Raw genomic sequence first — 17,964 nt, 5'->3', positions numbered from 1 at the left:
AATCCCTCTCAGGGTTGTAAGTCTTGGGGTCTGAAACGGGGGCCTGGGGGTCGGCGGAGCCCTGTGGGTAAGGGCCCCGCCGGACTCCCGTCAGACCTCTTCGACGCTGCTCGGCTCGCGCCGGGACAGGTCGATGCCGAGCTCCTCCGCAGCGCGGAAGACGTCCTCGTCGGTGTCACGCATCTCGATGGACATACCGTCGCTGGACAGCACCTCCACGTTCAGGCAGAGCGACTGCATCTCCTTGATGAGCACCTTGAAGGACTCGGGGATGCCGGGCTCGGGGATGTTCTCGCCCTTGACGATGGCCTCGTAGACCTTCACGCGGCCGGTGACGTCGTCGGACTTGATGGTCAGCAGCTCCTGGAGGGCGTACGCGGCGCCGTATGCCTCCAGCGCCCACACCTCCATCTCACCGAAGCGCTGGCCACCGAACTGGGCCTTACCACCCAGCGGCTGCTGGGTGATCATGCTGTACGGGCCGGTCGAACGGGCGTGCAGCTTGTCGTCGACCAGGTGGTGCAGCTTCAGGATGTACATGTAGCCGACCGAGATCGGCTCCGGGAACGGCTCACCCGAGCGGCCGTCGAACAGCGGGGCCTTACCGGTCGGGAGCACCATGCGCTCGCCGTCGCGGTTCGGGATCGTGTGCTCGAGCAGACCGGCGAGCTCGTCCTCACGCGCACCGTCGAAGACCGGGGTCGCGACGTTGGTGCCGGGGGCGACGGAGTCGGCGCCGATCACCTGGAGGCGCTGCGCCCACTCCTCCGCGAGGCCGGAGACGTCCCAGCCGCGGCTGGCGAGCCAGCCGAGGTGGATCTCCAGGACCTGTCCCGGGTTCATTCGGGACGGCACACCCAGCGGGTTGAGGATGATGTCGACCGGAGTCCCGTCCTCGAGGAACGGCATGTCCTCGATGGGCAGGATCTTGGAGATGACACCCTTGTTGCCGTGTCGGCCGGCGAGCTTGTCACCGTCGGTGATCTTGCGCTTCTGCGCCACGTACACGCGCACCAGCTGGTTCACACCGGGGGGAAGCTCGTCGCCCTCCTCGCGGTCGAAGACGCGGACGCCGATGACCTTGCCGGTCTCGCCGTGCGGCACCTTCAGCGAGGTGTCACGGACCTCACGGGCCTTCTCACCGAAGATCGCGCGCAGCAGGCGCTCCTCCGGCGTCAGCTCGGTCTCACCCTTGGGCGTGACCTTGCCGACGAGGATGTCACCGGCGATGACCTCGGCACCGATACGGATGATGCCGCGCTCGTCGAGGTCGGCGAGGACCTCCTCGGAGACGTTCGGGATGTCCCGGGTGATCTCCTCGGGGCCGAGCTTGGTGTCACGGGCGTCGACCTCGTGCTCCTCGATGTGGATCGAGGAGAGGACGTCGTCCTGCACGAGGCGCTGCGACAGGATGATCGCGTCCTCGTAGTTGTGACCCTCCCACGGCATGAACGCCACGAGCAGGTTCTTGCCCAGCGCCATCTCGCCGTTCTGGGTGGCGGGACCGTCGGCGAGCACCTGGCCCGTGATGATCCGGTCGCCCTCGTTGACGATGACCTTCTGGTTGACCGAGGTGCCCTGGTTGGACCGGGAGAACTTGGCCAGGCGGTACGTGATGTACGTGCCGTCGTCGTTGGCGGTGGTGATGTAGTCCGCGGAGACCTCCTGGACCACACCGTCCTTCTCGGCCTTGACCACGTCGCCGGCGTCGACCGCGGAGCGGTACTCCATGCCGGTGCCGACGAGCGGGGACTCGGACTTGATCAGCGGCACGGCCTGACGCATCATGTTCGCGCCCATGAGGGCACGGTTGGCGTCGTCGTGCTCGAGGAACGGGATCATGGCGGTCGCGACCGACACCATCTGGCGCGGCGAGACGTCCATGTAGTCCACGTCGTCACCCGCGACGTAGTCGACCTCACCACCACGGCGACGGACGAGGACGCGGTTCTCGGCGAACCGCATGTCGTCCGAGAGCGTGGCGTTGGCCTGCGCGATGACGAAGCGGTCCTCTTCGTCGGCCGTCAGGTAGTCGACCTCGTCGGTGACGACACCGTCGGTGACCCGGCGGTACGGCGTCTCGACGAAACCGAACGCGTTGACGCGGCCGTACGAGGCCAGCGAACCGATCAGACCGATGTTCGGGCCTTCGGGAGTCTCGATCGGGCACATACGGCCGTAGTGAGACGGGTGCACGTCACGGACCTCGAAGCCGGCCCGCTCACGGGAGAGACCACCCGGGCCAAGAGCCGACAGACGGCGCTTGTGGGTGAGACCCGACAGCGGGTTGTTCTGGTCCATGAACTGCGACAGCTGGCTGGTGCCGAAGAACTCCTTGATGGAGGCGACGACCGGCCGGATGTTGATCAGGGTCTGCGGCGTGATCGCCTCGACGTCCTGGGTCGTCATGCGCTCGCGGACGACTCGCTCCATACGCGCCAGACCCGTACGGACCTGGTTCTGGATGAGCTCGCCGACGCTGCGCAGACGACGGTTGCCGAAGTGGTCGATGTCGTCGGTCTCGACGACGATCGTGCCGCCGCTGTCCCCGGTGGTCTCGGTCTCGCCGGCGTGCAGCTTCACCAGGTACTTGATCGTCGAGATGATGTCCTCGACGGTCAGGATGCCCGCGTCCAGCGGAGCGTCCGCACCCAGCTTCTTGTTGACCTTGTAGCGGCCGACCTTGGCGAGGTCGTAACGCTTCGGGTTGAAGTACAGGTTCTCCAGAAGCGTCTGCGCGGCCTCACGCGTGGGGGGCTCGCCCGGACGCAGCTTGCGGTAGATGTCGAGCAGCGCGTCGTCCTGGCCCTGGGTGTGGTCCTTCTCCAGGGTGGCGCGCATGGACTCGTACTCGCCGAACTCCTCGAGGATCTGCTCGGTCGTCCAACCGAGAGCCTTGAGCAGAACGGTCACGGACTGCTTGCGCTTGCGGTCGATGCGCACACCGACCATGTCGCGCTTGTCGATCTCCATCTCCAGCCAGGCACCCCGGGACGGGATGATCTTGGCGGAGAAGATGTCCTTGTCGGACGTCTTGTCGATGGAGGAGTCGAAGTAGACACCCGGCGAACGGACCAGCTGGGACACCACGACACGCTCGGTGCCGTTGATGACGAAGGTGCCCTTGTTCGTCATGAGCGGGAAGTCGCCCATGAAGACGGTCTGGGACTTGATCTCGCCGGTCTCGTTGTTGGTGAACTCGGCCGTGACGAAGAGCGGAGCCGCGTACGTGAAGTCGCGCTCCTTGCACTCGTCGATGCTGTTCTTCGGCGGCTCGAAACGGTGGTCGCGGAACGTCAGCGACATCGACCCGGAGAAGTCCTCGATCGGGGAGATCTCCTCGAAGATCTCCTCCAGACCGGACTTGGTGGGGACGTCCTGACCGGACTCCAGAGCCGCCTCGACCCGACTCTGCCAGGCGGTGTTGCCGAGCAGCCAGTCAAAGCTCTCGGTCTGCAGCGCGAGCAGGTTGGGAACCTCGAGGGGCTCCTTGATCTTTGCAAAGGAGATGCGCAGCGGGGCGGTGCTTGCGCCGTTGTTCGTATTCGCGGTCGAGGCAGTGCGCGAGGCGGCCAAGAGGGGGTCCTTCCGAGGGCTCGGACTCACTACGCGCGTACCGGCCCCTCACAGGGACACAGAGACAGGCGTTTCCTTCTCCGACCAAAGAATGGCCAGGTCAGGGAGGTCCGGTCATCGGTGCTCAAGCGAGGGCATGCCCCTGGTGACGGGCAGGGGACAGCTAACAGGCAGCGCAAAGGGTCAGTGTAGCCACTTGGCACACTGATGTCCAGTGCGGGTTTTTCGCGACCCTCGTTGTTCTCAACGCCCTCGTTCTCAACGCCCTCGGCATGCTCGCCCTCAACGCACGTTGATACTGCCCTCTTCGCCGCCGATCCATGCCTCGGATTCGGATCCTTGTGACGACGCGTCCTGAGAATTGCGCGCTGCGTGCGGTTCGTCAAGGCCCCCATGCCCCACGCTGAGGCGCCCAGGGACACGACGAAGATCACCATACCCCTCGCCGTAGCGGGCGCAAGGCAACCGTGGCCGCGCCCCCAGGAACGCCGAAGAGCGACCACCCGAATGGATGATCGCTCTTCGGTGCGACTGCGTTACAGCCCCGGAGGACTGTCTTTCAGCAAGCGCGAAGGTCGTGGTCGACCAGTAGGACCGGGAAGGTCTTACTTGACCTCGACGGAGGCGCCGGCGCCCTTGAGGGACTCGGCGGCCTTCTCGGCGGCGTCCTTGGCGACCTTCTCGAGAACGGGCTTCGGGGCGCCGTCCACGAGGTCCTTGGCCTCCTTCAGACCCAGGGAGGTCAGCTCACGCACGACCTTGATGACCTGGATCTTCTTGTCGCCGGCGCCGGTGAGGATGACGTCGAACTCGTCCTTCTCCTCGACGGCCTCGGCGGCGGCGCCACCAGCGGCACCACCGGCGACGACGACCGGCGCGGCAGCGGCGGCGGTGACGTCGAACTTCTCCTCGAACGCCTTCACGAACTCGGAGAGCTCGATGAGGGTCATCTCCTCGAACTGCGCGAGCAGGTCTTCCTGGCTGAGCTTCGCCATGATGGCGGTCCTTCCACTAAATCGGCAGGTGCCGGATGTACTGGGTGTGGCGGGCGTACGTCGGCCCGCTGTGGCCTCCGCGTTCAGGCAGCGGGTGCCAGTGTGCGAGCCGAGTTACTCGGCACCGCCCTGCTCGTCCTGCTTGGCACGGAGCGCGTCCACGGTGCGGACGAGCTTCGACGGCAGCGCCTGGAAGACAGAGGCAGCCTGGGACTGCTTGCCCTTCATGGCACCGGCCAGCTTGGAGAGCAGAACCTCGCGGGACTCGAGGTCCGCAAGCTTCTTGATGTCGTCGGCGGACAGCGCCTTGCCGTCAAGGACACCGCCCTTGATGACGAGGTTGGGGTTGTCCTTGGCGAAGTCGCGCAGACCCTTCGCCGCCTCGACCGGGTCGCCGGTCACGAAGGCGACGGCCGACGAACCCGTGAAGAGGTCGTCGATCGTGTTGATCCCGGCCTCATTGGCCGCAATCTTGGTCAGCGTGTTCTTCGCCACACGGTAGTTAGCGTTCTCACCGAGTGAACGACGCAGCTGCTGCAGCTGCGCCACGGTGAGACCGGTGTACGCGGTAACGACGGCGCCGTTGGAGTTGCGGAACTTGTCCCGCATCTCCTCGACGGCATCGACCTTGTCTGGCCTCGCCATGAGCCTCGGCCTCCTTCCGGGTGATTCGGACCGCGCGGACCCGAAGGAGGACTGGGGAAAACGAAACGCCCCGGCGCAGGCGCACGGGGCGGACTCGACCGGCGGCACATACGGGACGTACGCACTCCGGGAGTTCTTCCACAGTCACCTGCGCGGGTCGCCCGCAATTTTCAGCGGATCCTTCGGCCACCGCACCCTCTCGCGAGCGCACGGCAACGACCAGCGGTCTTTGGCTTCTGTAGGAGAGTACGGGACGGAATCGCCGTCAGGCAAATCCGTCCCTACGGTGCTCAGCTCCCGTTCTCCTTCAGGGGCTTGCGCAGGTCCGCGGTGTCGTCGGCGCGTGGCGCCCTGACCGTCACCGCCTTGCCGTGGTCGAGGAAGGTGAAGGTGAGGTCGAGCGTGCCGTGGCGCCCGAAGCCCTGGGTGCGGAGCCGCTTGATGTGGTCGTCGCCGTCGATCCACACATCGAGGGTGAGCTCGTCCACGCCCAGGTTCCCGTACTGGTCGAGGCTGTTCTCGCGCCCCTCCCGGGCGGTCTTGTCCTTCACCTCGCTCAGGGAGGCGCGGAGTTCGTCGACGGTCGCCGTCCCCGAGTAGCGCGTGGTGCCCGCGCCGTCGACCTTCTCGGAGCCGATCTGCTTCACGTCATCGGCGGCTGTCAGGAAGGCGGCTTCCCGGGCCGGGTTGCGGCTGACCTGGTCGCGCAGGCCGCCGACGTCCATGCGCAGACCGCCGTGCGTGGTGAACTCGGCCTTCGGGCCGTAGCTGACCCAGTGCCGGCCGCCCATCTCCTTGACCATGTCGTCGGTCGCGCTGCCGTACAGCACCCCGTCGACCAACCTCAGCTCGGACTCGCCCTGCTGATCGCCACTCAGATTGGCCGTCCTGAGGCGCGCCGCCACCGGCTGCGTCGTACGGACGGTCGCCTCGTCCGCTATTCGCCCTCGCTCGGGAAACTGGCCGGTGACCCGATAGCTGAGGGATGTGACGCCCTCGGACTTCTCCACGGCCCGCGCGACGGCGCCGGCGGCCGATGAGCCCGCGGACGACTCCGAGTCGACTCCCGTCCCGCAGCCGGCCAGCAGCACCGCGGCAAGGCCGACGCCCACCGCCGAGCGCGGCACGAAGGCGCGCACGCCAAGCCGCGTTGATTCCCCCATTGGTTCCCCCAAGGAACGGTCTTCGAATTCACGGCTCATGTGTCGGAGCCAAAAGCCGGCAGTCAGCGGCGCTCGGAGTTCTTCAGCAGCTCCTTGAGGTCCGCTGTGTCCCCCGCCGCAGGTCTCTCGACCTCGGTCTTCACTCCGTAGTCGCTGTAGTACGCGGTCTGGGTCATCGCTCCCGTGGCCGTCCGGCCCTTCTCGACCTTTTTGACCAGCAGGTCCCGGTCGTCGACCCATATGTCGACGGTATGCTCCGCGACGCCTTGCCCCTTTACCGTGCCGGAGTAGTGCCTGGTGTGCTCGCCGCTCACCGTCTCCTCGCCGACCTTGCGTGCGTCCGTGGAGGACAGCAGCAGCTTCACGGACGTATGCGGCGCGGTCCCCCGCATCTGGTCCGCGAGAGCGGCTCCGGAGCTGCCGGCGAGGTCGTCCAGGTCTTCGTAGGCGTACTTGATCCAGTGCTTGCCGTCGGTCTTCTCGGCGAACTTGTCGCCCATGCGCGCGTAGTAGGCGTCGGGGAGGTAGCGGGCCTCCATCGACGTGGTGCCGAGGCGGCGCATCGCCTCTGCCGTCGTGCCGCCGGTGTAGGTGATCGTCAGAGTGCCGGTGAGGCCGTCGCTCCAGGCGAGGGTGCCGTCGGCCTTCATGGACAGCGAGGAGCCCATGGTGGTCGTGGACCTGACGCGGGCGGACTCGGCCTGTCCGGTGGACCGCTCGACGGTGCGCAGGGCTGCCGTCACGGCGCGGGCGGGCGCGGTGCGGTCCGCCTCGCCGGGGCCGTCGGAAGACGTACAGGCGGGCAGGGCCGTCAGCGCGGTCAGCAGCGCGACCCACAACGCCGGCCGGCGCGCCCTCGTGCTCGTCATTCGTCCCCCCTGTGCGAATCCCGTGAATGCACGTTAACCCAGGGCACTGACAAACAGAGGAGACAAACGGGAAGACAGGTACGGGCCCCGCACCCGGGAAGGGTGCGGGGCCCGTCTCGAGCCTGGTGAGCCGTTGGCTCAGACCGCGGCCGGGTCCTCCTCGACGAGGAGGTTGCGGGTGCGGTTCGGGTCGACCGGAACGCCGGGGCCCATCGTGGTGGTGATGGCGGCCTTCTTGATGTAGCGACCCTTGGCGGCGGACGGCTTCAGACGGAGGATCTCCTCCAGCGCGGCGCCGTAGTTCTCCACCAGCTTGGTGTCGTCGAAGGACGCCTTGCCGATGATGAAGTGCAGGTTCGAGTGCTTGTCGACGCGGAACTCGATCTTGCCGCCCTTGATCTCGGTGACGGCCTTGGCAACGTCGGGGGTGACGGTGCCGGTCTTCGGGTTCGGCATCAGACCACGCGGACCGAGCACGCGGCCGAGGCGGCCGACCTTGCCCATGAGGTCCGGGGTGGCGACGACGGCGTCGAAGTCCAGACGGCCCTTCGACACCTCGTCGATGAGCTCGTCGGAGCCGACGATGTCGGCGCCCGCGGCAGTCGCGGCCTCGGCACGGTCACCGGTCGCGAAGACCAGGACCCGGGCGGTCTTACCGGTGCCGTGCGGAAGGTTCACGGTGCCACGGACCATCTGGTCGGCCTTGCGCGGGTCGACACCCAGACGGAAGGCGACCTCGACGGTGCCGTCGAACTTGGTCGCGGACGTCTCCTTGGCGAGACGGACGGCCTCGAGCGGGGCGTAGAGCTTGTCCCGGTCGATCTTGGCGTCCGCAGCGCGGAGAGTCTTGCTGCGCTTGCTCACTACTGCTCCTGGGTTTCTTAGGAGTTGTGGTCCGGGCCGAGCAGGCCCTGCCACTCACTTCTGCTGGGAAGGTGGGGATCAGCCCTCGACCGTGATGCCCATGGAACGGGCGGTGCCGGCGATGATCTTCGCGGCGGCGTCCAGGTCGTTGGCGTTGAGGTCGGGCATCTTCGTGGTGGCGATCTCGCGGACCTGCGCCTCGGTGATCTTGGCGACCTTGGTCTTGTGCGGCTCGCCGGAGCCCTTCTCAACACCCGCAGCCTTGAGGATCATCTTGGCGGCCGGCGGAGTCTTGGTGATGAAGGTGAAGGAACGGTCCTCGTAGACCGTGATCTCCACCGGGATGACCCAACCGCGCTGCGACTCGGTCGCGGCGTTGTAGGCCTTGCAGAACTCCATGATGTTGACGCCGTGCTGACCCAGCGCGGGGCCGACCGGCGGAGCCGGGTTGGCCGCGCCGGCCTGGATCTGGAGCTTGATGAGCCCCGTGACCTTCTTCTTCTTGGGAGGCATGTGCTCTCTCTCCGGGTCTTAGTGAGAGTGTTCAGCCATCCAGTCCGGATCATCCGGATGGAGGCATACCGCACTACGATAACGGGTATCCATGCGCGGCCAAAAACCGAGCAGGTCAGAGCAGCTACGAGAGCCGATCTGACCTGCTCGGAAGCGGTGTGTCCAGAAGGGACCGAAGCAGCCCGTAAGGGGCTAGTTCTTCTGGAAGTGGTGACCCGATTCTGTCACGTGCGGCGGGCCACTGTAGCTGGCTTCCTGACCTGCACGGATGCCGGTGCTAGTTGTCATCATCTGTCAGCCTCGGTTCACCTCGAACAGCCCAGAGACGGCCCGGCCACCACTGCACACGAAACGCAGCATTCCTACTACAGCGGCTCCCCAGCGAAGCTAGCGTGCTCCAAGTGTCGAGGACTCAGCCTGTCAGGCTTTCGGACCCTGCTGCCCTAGGGTCTGCCCTCTTGGCCGGCGCCGTGACGCTGGCCCTAGGAGAAGGTAGATATGACCTCTTCGACTTAGGGATCGGTCTCTCCCTGGCCTGCCTGCTTGCCGGGTACTACAGACCATCCCGGCTCTCTTCGTGGAGTTTGCGAGGCTCCTGCGACTGGGCCACTCAAGCCATCGCCTTCGGCGCCATAGCTGGGCTTCTGGCTGCCATGATCTGCTCCTGGTCGATCCAAAAGAAGGTCGGGACACCGGCGGAGTGTTCAGCGCCCTGGAAGGACGGCTCGTACGGGATGCCCCTCCCGTACGTGGAAGTCGAGATCGACAACTGCGCAGGAGAAGCTGCCGATCACTACGTCCTGCTGGTGTGGCTGGTGATCGGAGTGTTTTCCCTGTTCGTACACCTCTACTTCACCCGTCCAATTCCCTCAGACACGAGCCTGGCCCCCGACGGCGTCACAGATCCGGCTCCGGTCCCTGGCCCCAGTCCGGCTCCTGACAGAACCGCTGACCCCACTCCAGACACGGGCACGTCATCCGTTCCGTGACAGCCAGTGCTATGCGCCCGTCCCACGACCGGACTAGGTCGGCGGAACGGCTTTGGGCTGGAGCTGCTTTGGGGCGAGTGATCATGGCCCCTTAAGCTTCCGGCGAGTCGGGCAGTCTGTGGACCTGCCCGTTAAAGCACGACGTTGGGGCCATGATCTTAGAGGCTCGCCCCAAAGTGGCTGCCTAAAGCCGTGGAGCCGACCGCCCCAGCCACGACGTGTTCTGACCTCGTGCCGCTGGCCAACCCTCACCAGGGCGCGCGTCGGCGCAGCCCGCGCGAAGCGGGCCGAAGGCAGGAGCGTCGCGCGGAGCGGAGCCGGGAAGCGCGCCCGGCGGAGCGGAGCGCAGCCGGGGCTTGATGAGGTAGGGAAACCTGTAACCGGCTCTGGCTGCTCACTCTTCTAAAACTGACGATCATCGTTGACACCTGGGTCTCTGATCACTAGGAGATCCACATGTCGAAGACACCCCCGCTCGATCGTGAGGCAAAGCGGCGCCTGGCGGTCATACGCCATGTCGAAGAGGTCAGCGGCAACGTCGCGGGGAGGCACCTCACGAGCGATGCTGGGGACTTCGATGCGGGCCACCTTGCCCTGCTTCTTGGCTTCGAGCCTGAAGGGGATAAGGCCCGTCTCGCGGTTCTTCAGTGAGTAGCGGTCGCTGCCAAACCGGAAGAGTCGCTGTGGTTCTCGCACGAACACACCGCGCCCATGGCGGGCTGTCACCAAGCCTTGCTCAGCAAGGAGTCGGATCGCCTCGGCTTCGACCGCTGGCAGGAACAGGTCCGCCGTACCGGCGGCTGCGCGCACCCGATCCGCCTCCAGGGCCAGACCGTCACCCGCGACGCGAAGACCGGGGACGTCCTGTACTCGTACAGCACCGAGCAGGAGCCGGGCGGCACGCTCCGGGTCGCCTGCGGAAACCGCCGGGCCTCCCGCTGCCCGGCCTGCGCCTGGACGTACGCGGGGGACACCTACCACCTGATCCGTGCCGGGATCACCGGCGACGTGAACAAGGGCGTGTCTCCGGTCGTGCGGGATCACCCCCGGGTCTTCGCCACGCTCACCGCCCCGTCGTTCGGGCCCATGCACAACCGGCCTGAGTCCGGCCGCTGCCGGTGCGGGAGCTCCCACGCCGACGATGATCCGGCGCTCGGTACGGCGCTCGCTCCGGACCGGTACGACTACGCCGGGGCGGTGCTGTTCAACAACTTCGCCGGTGATCTGTGGCGCCGGTTCACGATCTACCTCCGGCGGGAGATCGCCGCTCGCGCGGGCCTGACCCAGTCGGCCATGAAGGAGGTGTGCCGGGTCTCCTTCGGCAAGGTCGCCGAGTTCCAGAAGCGCGGCTCTGTGCACTTCCACGCCGTGGTGCGCCTGGACGGTCCCGACGGGCCGGACACGCCTCCGCCAGCGTGGGCCACTGTCGCGCTCCTGGACGACGCGATCAAGGCGGCTGCCGGACGGGTGTCCGTGCCAGTGCCTGCCTCCGGCGACTTCCCTGCCCGCACGCTGCGGTGGGGCACCCAGGTCGACGTGCAACCGATCGGCGCCCTCGGTCACGAGGAACTGACCGAACAGGCAGTGGCCTCGTACGTGGCCAAGTACGCCACCAAGGCAGCCGAGACCACCGGCACCGTGGACCGCCGCATCGGGGAACTGGCCGAACTCGACAAGCTGTCCCTGCCCGACCACACACGACGACTCATTGAAGCCTGCTGGGACCCCGACGACGCCTACCCGGAACGCATGCTGGCCCGCTGGGCTCACATGCTCGGCTTCCGCGGGCACTTCTCCACCAAGTCCCGCAGCTACTCCACCACCCTGGGCGCCCTGCGCCAGGTGCGCGCCGACTACCGGGCCCGACAGGAACGCCGTGAGCGTGGGCTCTCCAAGGACCTCGACGACTCGGAGGGCTCCACGCTCGTGCTCGCCCACTGGACCTACGCCGGACAAGGCCACACGCCGGGCGAGTCCTGGCTGGCCGCATCGATCGCAGATCCGACTGAACCGAGAGATCGCACGAGAAGCCCTCGCCGACCTGGACGACTGGGAGGTGTGCGCATGAAGCGGTCACTTCCCATTCAGTACCTCACCCCCGAAGACCTCGTGGTCATGCTGCGGCTGCCGAGCGTCGACACCGTGTACCAGTGGCGCCGCAAGGGCACCGGGCCTCGCGGCTTCCGCGTCGGCCGGCACCTCCGCTTCGACCCCGAGGACGTACAGGCCTGGGTCGAGTCCCTGATGGAAGGGGCCGCCTGATGGCCGGACACATCCAAGACCGCTGGTACAAGACCGAGACCGGACCGAACGGCAAAACGGTCAAGGTCAAAACCGAGCGCTACGGCACGGGCATGCGCTACCGCGCTCGCTACATCGGCCCGGACGGTTCCGAGAAGTCCAAGAGCTTCCCTGATCGACAGAAGCGGTTGGCCGAGACGTGGCTTAGCCACATCGAGGCCGACATGGCGCGCGGGCAGTACATCGATCCCAAGGCCGGAAAGATCACGTTCAAGCAGTACGCCGACGACTGGGTTGCCTCACAGACAACTGATCCGGCTACCCGCGTCGCGGTCGAGAGTCGACTGCGGCTTCATGCCTTCCCATATCTGGGCACTCGGCCGCTGGCTTCCTTCCAGCCTTCGCATATCCGCGCTTGGGCTCGGCTCCTGGAGGACACGGGAGCCGCCAGCTCGTACCGACGCGTGATCTTCGGGAACGTGTCTGCCGTGCTATCGGCCGCCGTGGATGACGGCTACCTCGCTCGCAACCCGTGCCGTGCTGGCTCGGTCCGACCGCCCAAGCCGTCCCCTGGAAGGGTCACACCCTGGACGCCTGATCGGGTCTTCGCGGTTCGAGCCGGGATGCCTGATCGACTCGGGGCCATGATCGACGTCGGCGCGGGCTGTGGCCTTCGACAGGGCGAGATCTTCGGGCTCGCCGTGGATGACGTGGATGCGCTGGCCGGTGTGCTACATGTCACCCAACAGGTGAAGCTGGTGAACGGTCACCTGATCTTCGCACCGCCCAAGAACAACAAGCTGCGTGACGTTCCCCTCCCCGACGCAGTGGCGGCTGTACTCGCAACGCACATGACTGCCATCCCGCCGGTTGAGGTCACGTTGCCTTGGCTGCGCTCGGACGGACCGTCGGTGACCAAACTCCTGTACTTCACCACTCAGGAGGGCGGCGCGCTCCGCCGGAACGACTTCAACGCCCACGTTTGGAAACCCGCGTTGGCTGCGGCCGGTGTGATCCCGGCGCCTGGTCCTGGCGAGCGGTACAAGGAAGCCCGCGAAGACGGCATGCACGCGCTCAGGCACTTCTACGCCTCGGTGCTCCTGGATGCCGGAGAGAGCGTCAAGGCCGTGAGCACCTACCTGGGACATGGCGATCCCGGGTTCACCCTCCGGACGTACACGCACCTGATGCCGACCAGCGAGACCCGGACTCGCAAGGCCGTGGATGCGGTCTACCGCAAGGCCCGGGGCGTCCGACGGCCCAGTGACGGCCCGCTGGACACGAGAGAGCCCCTGCCCAACGGGAAACCGCTGGTCAGGGGCTCTTTCGGATGATCGTTGACCTAGTTCTTCTGGATCTGGTCGAAGCTGAGCTCGACCGGGGTCTCGCGGCCGAAGATCTCGACGAGGCCCTTGACCTTCTTCGAGTCGGCGTTGATCTCGTTGATCGTGGCCTGCAGCGTGGCGAACGGGCCGTCGGTGACGGTGACCGAGTCGCCGACCTCGAAGTCCAGCACCTGGACCTCGACCTTGCGCTGCGGAGCGGGCTTGCCCTCGGCCTCGGCGGCCTCGCGGGCGGCCTTCTCCTCGGCCTCCGGGGCGAGCATCTTGACGATCTCGTCCAGGGTCAGCGGGTACGGGTCGTAGGCGTTGCCCACGAAGCCGGTGACGCCGGGGGTGTTGCGGACGACGCCCCAGGACTCGTTGGTCAGGTCCATGCGGACCAGGACGTAGCCCGGCAGCTTGTTCTGCTTGATCGTCTTGCGGTCGCCGTTCTTGATCTGGACGACCTCTTCCTGCGGCACCTCGGCCTGGAAGATGTAGTCCTCGACGTTCAGCGAGACGGCGCGCTGCTCCAGGTTGGTCTTCACGCGGTTCTCGTAGCCGGCGTAGGTGTGGATCACGTACCACTCGCCGGGCAGCGTGCGGAGCTCCTCGCGCAGGGCGGCGACGGGGTCGACGGGCTCGGCCTCCTCCTCGGGGGCCTCTTCCTCGTCCTCGACGTGCAGCGCGGCTTCCTCGGCGGGCTCGCCCGCCTCGGCATCGGCAGCCTCGACCTCGTCCAGGTCCTCGTCCGCGCCCTCGACGATGTCGAGCTCGTCTTCCACGGACTCGTCCGGCTCGACGGCGTCGTTCAGGTTCTGGTCAGACACGGTGGCTGCTTCTTCCTGGATACATAGGGGTGGAACATGCGAAAGGGGCGCCGGTAACCACGGCGCCCTTCGCTCTTGGCTCAGCCGAAGACGTACTTGGCGGCGTTGTCGAGCCCATAGTCAATCACGGTCACGAGACCGATCATGATGACGACGAAGATGATCACCACTGTGGTGTACGTCGTCAGCTGGTTACGCGTCGGCCAGACAACCTTGCGGAGTTCCGCGACGATCTGGCGGTAGAAGAGCGCGAGTCGCTTCAGCGGGCCCTTCTTGGCGCGCTTACCACCCTTGCGAGTCTTCTTGGACTCAGGCGCCTCGTCCTGGGCATCAGGCATGTCGATGGAGCCCACGGCGTCCGTCACTCGTCCTCACCTGATTCCGGGTCGTGGCCGTGCCGCGCCCGGTCTGAGCCGCACGGCGGTGCATTGCTGTACGTACATGCGCACACATCCTGGCGAAGGTGTGTGTAGCAGGGCCGGAGGGACTTGAACCCCCAACCGCTGGTTTTGGAGACCAGTGCTCTACCAATTGAGCTACGACCCTTTGTGTCTGTCCACCAACGTACCGCATCCGGACGGGTGCTCGGTGTACACCCTGCGACTGCGGACCGCTGAAGGCCAACGAGGTGAGAGTGTACGTGGTCCTGGGCGCGCCGTCGAACAGAAAGTGCCCGTGGGAGGCTTGGTCGGCGAAAGATCGGCCGAAGATCACCGGCCGCCGAACACAAGATCCGCTGGCCGAGGCCGCGATCCGCACGGTTGTTCAACTGATGTTCAGTCCGTGAAACCCCCGTGCCGGGCGCGTTTCCTGTCTGAAACGATGGGCCCATGAGCCCTGCAACCCCTCCGACCGAGCGCCGGGTCTCCACCCGAGTCGGCGCGATCTCCGAGTCCGCCACCCTCGCCGTGGACGCCAAGGCCAAGGCCCTCAAGGCCGCCGGGCGTCCGGTGATCGGCTTCGGCGCCGGTGAGCCCGACTTCCCGACCCCGGACTACATCGTCGAGGCCGCCATCGAGGCCTGCAAGAACCCGAAGTACCACCGCTACACCCCCGCCGGCGGTCTGCCCGAGCTGAAGGCCGCGATCGCCGCGAAGACGCTGCGCGACTCCGGCTACGAGCCCGACGTGTCGCAGATCCTGATCACCAACGGTGGCAAGCAGGCCATCTACGAGGCCTTCGCCGCGATCCTCGACCCGGGCGACGAGGTCATCGTCCCGGCCCCGTACTGGACGACGTACCCGGAGTCGATCCGTCTCGCGGGCGGCGTCCCGGTCGACGTCGTCGCCGACGAGACGACCGGCTACCGCGTCTCCGTGGAGCAGCTGGAGGCGGCCCGTACGGAGAAGACGAAGGTCGTCCTCTTCGTGTCGCCGTCCAATCCGACGGGCGCGGTCTACAGCGAGGCCGAGACCGAGGCCATCGGCCGCTGGGCCGTCGAGCACGGCCTGTGGGTGCTGACGGACGAGATCTACGAGCACCTGGTCTACGGCGACACGGTGTCCGTGTCGCTGCCCGCGGTCCTGCCGGAGCTGCGCGACAAGTGCATCGTGGTCAACGGTGTCGCCAAGACGTACGCCATGACGGGCTGGCGGGTCGGCTGGATCATCGGCCCGAAGGACGTGGTGAAGGCCGCGACCAACCTGCAGTCGCACGCCACGTCGAACGTCTCGAACGTCGCCCAGGTCGCCGCGCTGGCCGCGGTGTCCGGTGACCTGGACGCGGTCGCGAAGATGCGGGAGGCCTTCGACCGCCGCCGCAAGACGATCGTGCGGATGCTCAACGAGATCGACGGCGTGCTCTGCCCGGAGCCCGAGGGTGCCTTCTACGCGTACCCGTCGGTCAAGGCCCTGCTCGGCAAGGAGATCCGCGGCAAGCGCCCGCAGGACACGGTCGAGCTGGCCGCGCTGATCCTGGAGGAGGCCGAGGTCGCGGTGGTGCCGGGCGAGGCCTTCGGCACGCCGGGGTATCTGCGCCTGTCGTACGCGCTCGGGGACGAGGACCTCGTCGAGGGCGTGAGCCGCATCCAGAAGCTGCTGGCGGAGGCCAGGGACTGACGTCCGCCTTCCGTTCTCATGGGTCGCCTCCGGTTTTCCGGAGGCGACCCATTTTTCGTGGGTGACCCATTTGTTTGTGCGAGCAAGACCACTAAAGGGGAAACCGCTACCGGGACGGCGGACACGTACGGCAGGATCCTGGAATGGAGCGTGTACGTGATGTCTCTGAACTGCCGAAAGCCCATCTGCACCTGCACTTCACCGGCTCGATGCGGCCGGCGACCCTGCTGGAACTGGCCGACAAGTACGGCGTGCGCCTGCCCGAGGCGCTGACCGACGCGCTGACGCGTGGGGAGTCGCCGAAACTGCGGGCGACGGACGAGCGGGGCTGGTTCCGCTTCCAGCGCCTGTACGACGCCGCCCGCTCGTGCCTGCGGCAGCCGGAGGACATCCAGCGGCTGGTCAGAGAGGCCGCGGAGGAGGACGTCAGGGACGGTTCCGGCTGGCTGGAGATCCAGGTCGACCCGACGTCGTACGCGCCCCGGCTGGGCGGTCTGATTCCGACGCTGGAGATCATCCTGGACGCGGTGGAGGCGGCCGCGCGGGACACGGGGATCGGGATGCGCGTCCTGGTCGCCGCGAACCGGATGAAGCACCCCCTGGACGCCCGCACGCTGGCGCGGCTCGCGGTGCGGTACGCCGACCGGGGCGTGGTCGGCTTCGGGCTGTCGAACGACGAGCGCCGGGGCATGGCGCGGGACTTCGACCGTGCCTTCCACATCGCCCGTGAGGGCGGCCTGCTGTCGGCTCCGCACGGCGGCGAGCTGACCGGCCCGTCCTCGGTCCGTGACTGCCTGGACGACCTCGACGCGAACCGGATCGGCCACGGGGTGCGCGCCGCCGAGGACCCGCGGCTGCTGAAGCGCCTCGCCGACAGGGGCGTGACGTGCGAGGTCTGCCCCGCGTCGAACGTCGCCCTCGGCGTCTACGAGAAGCCGGAGGACATCCCGCTGCGGACGCTGTACGAGGCCGGGGTTCCGATGGCTCTGGGCGCCGACGACCCCCTGCTCTTCGGCTCGCGTCTGGCCGCCCAGTACGACATCGCCCGCCGGCACCATGCCTTCACGGACGAGGAACTGGCGGAACTGGCGCGGCAGTCGGTGCGAGGGTCGGCGGCGCCGGACGAGGTGAAGGCGAAGCTGTTGGCCGGGGTGGACGACTGGCTCGCCTAGGGCGCTCGTCCACGGCCGTTATCAGTCGGCGATACCGGCCAGCAGCGTGCGGGCCAGCCGGGCGGCGAACTCGTCCACCGGCGGCCGTACGGCCTCCTTCGTCGCGTCATAGGCGAACGCCCGCTGTGCGCAGGCTCCCATCAGCAGCGACGCCGCCGCGAACGTGTCCGTGTCCGTGCTGACCCGGCCCAGTTCCTGCTCGGCCCGCAGGTAGGTGTCGAGTTCCTGGATCGGCACGTGCGGGCCCGACCCCATCTGCCGGATGGCGTCGTCGTGCCGCCGCTTGAGCTCGGTCTGCGCGTACAGCGACGCGGCGATCGGGAAGCTCTGTTCGTAGAACAGAGCCGCCTGGCGGGCGATCTCGGTGAGGTTCTCCTCGAGGGAGCGTCGGCCCGGCTCGGCGGCGAGGCTGCTGAGCAGGGGGCGCAGTGGGGGCAGGCGCTCGGTGAGCACCCGGATGAACAGCTCTTCCTTGCTGTCGAAGTGCTTGTAGAGCGCCGCCTCGGAACATCCGGCCGCCCGCGCGATCTCCTTCGTCGTCGCCCGAGCCAGCCCGACCGTGAGCATCAGCTCGTGGGCGGCGTCGAGGAGCCGGACCCGGGTCGGCTTGTTCTCCATGGCTTGTCCAATCGCCCTTGACGGGTGGGTGAGTACTTACTCACTCTAGAGGTGTGCAGGGGTGAGTGAATACTCACCCACCTGCCGGGGCGACCCTGCCCCGCAATCCA

General features: G+C 67.0%; 15 protein-coding genes, 1 tRNA gene and 1 pseudogene. 6 read left to right on the top strand and 11 right to left on the bottom strand.

All coding sequences use genetic code 11. The features are described 5' to 3' along the window. Positions 1–90 precede the first annotated feature (90 nt). From rpoB to rplK, 7 genes are all read right to left on the bottom strand, one after another. Positions 91–3,576: a DNA-directed RNA polymerase subunit beta gene (rpoB, locus tag ACWGDB_RS19250; RefSeq protein ID WP_427840384.1), complete on the bottom strand. Its 3,486-nt coding sequence runs from the start codon at positions 3,574–3,576 to the stop codon at positions 91–93. A 605-nt stretch (positions 3,577–4,181) separates the two neighbouring features. Further along, positions 4,182–4,571 (bottom strand): 50S ribosomal protein L7/L12, encoded by a 390-nt coding sequence (rplL, locus tag ACWGDB_RS19245; protein WP_062706819.1) that lies wholly within the window; start codon positions 4,569–4,571, stop codon positions 4,182–4,184. A 114-nt stretch (positions 4,572–4,685) separates the two neighbouring features. Continuing rightward, positions 4,686–5,216 (bottom strand): 50S ribosomal protein L10, encoded by a 531-nt coding sequence (gene rplJ / locus ACWGDB_RS19240; protein ID WP_215119470.1) that lies wholly within the window; start codon positions 5,214–5,216, stop codon positions 4,686–4,688. A 290-nt stretch (positions 5,217–5,506) separates the two neighbouring features. Beyond that, positions 5,507–6,355, bottom strand: coding sequence for a hypothetical protein (locus tag ACWGDB_RS19235; RefSeq protein WP_453823494.1), 849 nt, complete (start codon positions 6,353–6,355; stop codon positions 5,507–5,509). A gap of 86 nt (positions 6,356–6,441) precedes the next feature. Next, on the bottom strand, positions 6,442–7,248 hold the full coding sequence (locus ACWGDB_RS19230; RefSeq protein ID WP_453823493.1) for a hypothetical protein: 807 nt from the start codon (positions 7,246–7,248) through the stop codon (positions 6,442–6,444). A 138-nt stretch (positions 7,249–7,386) separates the two neighbouring features. Further along, positions 7,387–8,112: a 50S ribosomal protein L1 gene (rplA, locus tag ACWGDB_RS19225; RefSeq protein WP_383615500.1), complete on the bottom strand. Its 726-nt coding sequence runs from the start codon at positions 8,110–8,112 to the stop codon at positions 7,387–7,389. A 78-nt stretch (positions 8,113–8,190) separates the two neighbouring features. Continuing rightward, a complete protein-coding gene (rplK, locus tag ACWGDB_RS19220) occupies positions 8,191–8,625 on the bottom strand; it encodes a 50S ribosomal protein L11 (RefSeq protein WP_028805116.1) in 435 nt (144 codons plus the stop codon). Between the two features lie 1,445 nt (positions 8,626–10,070). Here rplK and ACWGDB_RS19215 point away from each other — a divergent pair. The 4 genes and pseudogenes from ACWGDB_RS19215 to ACWGDB_RS19200 all read left to right on the top strand — a co-directional run bounded on the left by ACWGDB_RS19215 (position 10,071) and on the right by ACWGDB_RS19200 (position 13,189). Next, positions 10,071–10,265, top strand: a complete 195-nt coding sequence (locus tag ACWGDB_RS19215) for a hypothetical protein (RefSeq protein ID WP_453823517.1) — start codon at positions 10,071–10,073, stop codon at positions 10,263–10,265. 60 nt (positions 10,266–10,325) lie between these two features. Continuing rightward, positions 10,326–11,682 (top strand): annotated as a pseudogene (gene repSA, locus ACWGDB_RS19210) (replication initiator protein RepSA). Continuing rightward, positions 11,679–11,876, top strand: coding sequence for a helix-turn-helix transcriptional regulator (locus tag ACWGDB_RS19205; RefSeq protein WP_453823492.1), 198 nt, complete (start codon positions 11,679–11,681; stop codon positions 11,874–11,876). Before repSA ends, ACWGDB_RS19205 begins: the two are co-directional and overlap by 4 nt. Continuing rightward, complete coding sequence (locus tag ACWGDB_RS19200) at positions 11,876–13,189, top strand: tyrosine-type recombinase/integrase (protein ID WP_453823491.1); 1,314 nt, start codon at positions 11,876–11,878, stop codon at positions 13,187–13,189. Before ACWGDB_RS19205 ends, ACWGDB_RS19200 begins: the two co-directional genes overlap by 1 nt. An 8-nt stretch (positions 13,190–13,197) precedes the next feature. Here ACWGDB_RS19200 and nusG read toward each other — a convergent pair whose 3' ends face one another. The 3 genes from nusG to ACWGDB_RS19185 all read right to left on the bottom strand — a co-directional run bounded on the left by nusG (position 13,198) and on the right by ACWGDB_RS19185 (position 14,553). After that, entirely contained in the window at positions 13,198–14,007 is an 810-nt protein-coding gene (gene nusG, locus ACWGDB_RS19195; protein ID WP_369272840.1) for a transcription termination/antitermination protein NusG, read from the bottom strand. Positions 14,008–14,087: 80 nt separating this feature from the next. Then, on the bottom strand, positions 14,088–14,372 hold the full coding sequence (gene secE / locus ACWGDB_RS19190) for a preprotein translocase subunit SecE (protein WP_234761724.1): 285 nt from the start codon (positions 14,370–14,372) through the stop codon (positions 14,088–14,090). 108 nt (positions 14,373–14,480) lie between these two features. Then, positions 14,481–14,553: transfer RNA gene (locus ACWGDB_RS19185), tRNA-Trp, on the bottom strand. A 284-nt stretch (positions 14,554–14,837) separates the two neighbouring features. Between ACWGDB_RS19185 and ACWGDB_RS19180 the strand changes: the two genes are divergently transcribed. Together ACWGDB_RS19180 and ACWGDB_RS19175 are read left to right on the top strand one after the other, a co-directional pair. Further along, complete coding sequence (locus ACWGDB_RS19180; RefSeq protein WP_453823490.1) at positions 14,838–16,064, top strand: pyridoxal phosphate-dependent aminotransferase; 1,227 nt, start codon at positions 14,838–14,840, stop codon at positions 16,062–16,064. 143 nt (positions 16,065–16,207) lie between these two features. Beyond that, positions 16,208–17,236, top strand: coding sequence for an adenosine deaminase (locus ACWGDB_RS19175; RefSeq protein WP_427840388.1), 1,029 nt, complete (start codon positions 16,208–16,210; stop codon positions 17,234–17,236). A 21-nt stretch (positions 17,237–17,257) separates the two neighbouring features. On the opposite strand, the gene ACWGDB_RS19170 is transcribed toward ACWGDB_RS19175, so the two are convergent. Continuing rightward, the gene (locus ACWGDB_RS19170) at positions 17,258–17,854 is read right to left on the bottom strand and encodes a TetR/AcrR family transcriptional regulator (protein WP_406198551.1); all 597 of its coding nucleotides are present in this window, start codon (positions 17,852–17,854) and stop codon (positions 17,258–17,260) included. Positions 17,855–17,964: the final 110 nt, after the last annotated feature.

The sequence above is a fragment of the Streptomyces sp. NPDC055013 genome (assembly GCF_053608645.1).
Note: the sequence above shows the minus strand (reverse complement) of the source record. Positions and strands in the feature narration are given on the sequence as shown.

What these genes read in the sequence shown, in the direction of transcription:
- ACWGDB_RS19175 (WP_427840388.1), top strand. Translation starts at nt 16,208, where the DNA reads ATGGAGCGTGTACGTGATGTCTCTGAACTGCCGAAAGCCCATCTGCAC.
- ACWGDB_RS19215 (WP_453823517.1), top strand. Translation starts at nt 10,071, where the DNA reads ATGTCGAAGACACCCCCGCTCGATCGTGAGGCAAAGCGGCGCCTGGCG.
- ACWGDB_RS19205 (WP_453823492.1), top strand. Translation starts at nt 11,679, where the DNA reads ATGAAGCGGTCACTTCCCATTCAGTACCTCACCCCCGAAGACCTCGTG.
- rplL (WP_062706819.1), bottom strand. Translation starts at nt 4,571, where the DNA reads ATGGCGAAGCTCAGCCAGGAAGACCTGCTCGCGCAGTTCGAGGAGATG.
- rplJ (WP_215119470.1), bottom strand. Translation starts at nt 5,216, where the DNA reads ATGGCGAGGCCAGACAAGGTCGATGCCGTCGAGGAGATGCGGGACAAG.
- rplK (WP_028805116.1), bottom strand. Translation starts at nt 8,625, where the DNA reads ATGCCTCCCAAGAAGAAGAAGGTCACGGGGCTCATCAAGCTCCAGATC.
- ACWGDB_RS19230 (WP_453823493.1), bottom strand. Translation starts at nt 7,248, where the DNA reads ATGACGAGCACGAGGGCGCGCCGGCCGGCGTTGTGGGTCGCGCTGCTG.
- ACWGDB_RS19200 (WP_453823491.1), top strand. Translation starts at nt 11,876, where the DNA reads ATGGCCGGACACATCCAAGACCGCTGGTACAAGACCGAGACCGGACCG.
- ACWGDB_RS19170 (WP_406198551.1), bottom strand. Translation starts at nt 17,854, where the DNA reads ATGGAGAACAAGCCGACCCGGGTCCGGCTCCTCGACGCCGCCCACGAG.
- ACWGDB_RS19180 (WP_453823490.1), top strand. Translation starts at nt 14,838, where the DNA reads ATGAGCCCTGCAACCCCTCCGACCGAGCGCCGGGTCTCCACCCGAGTC.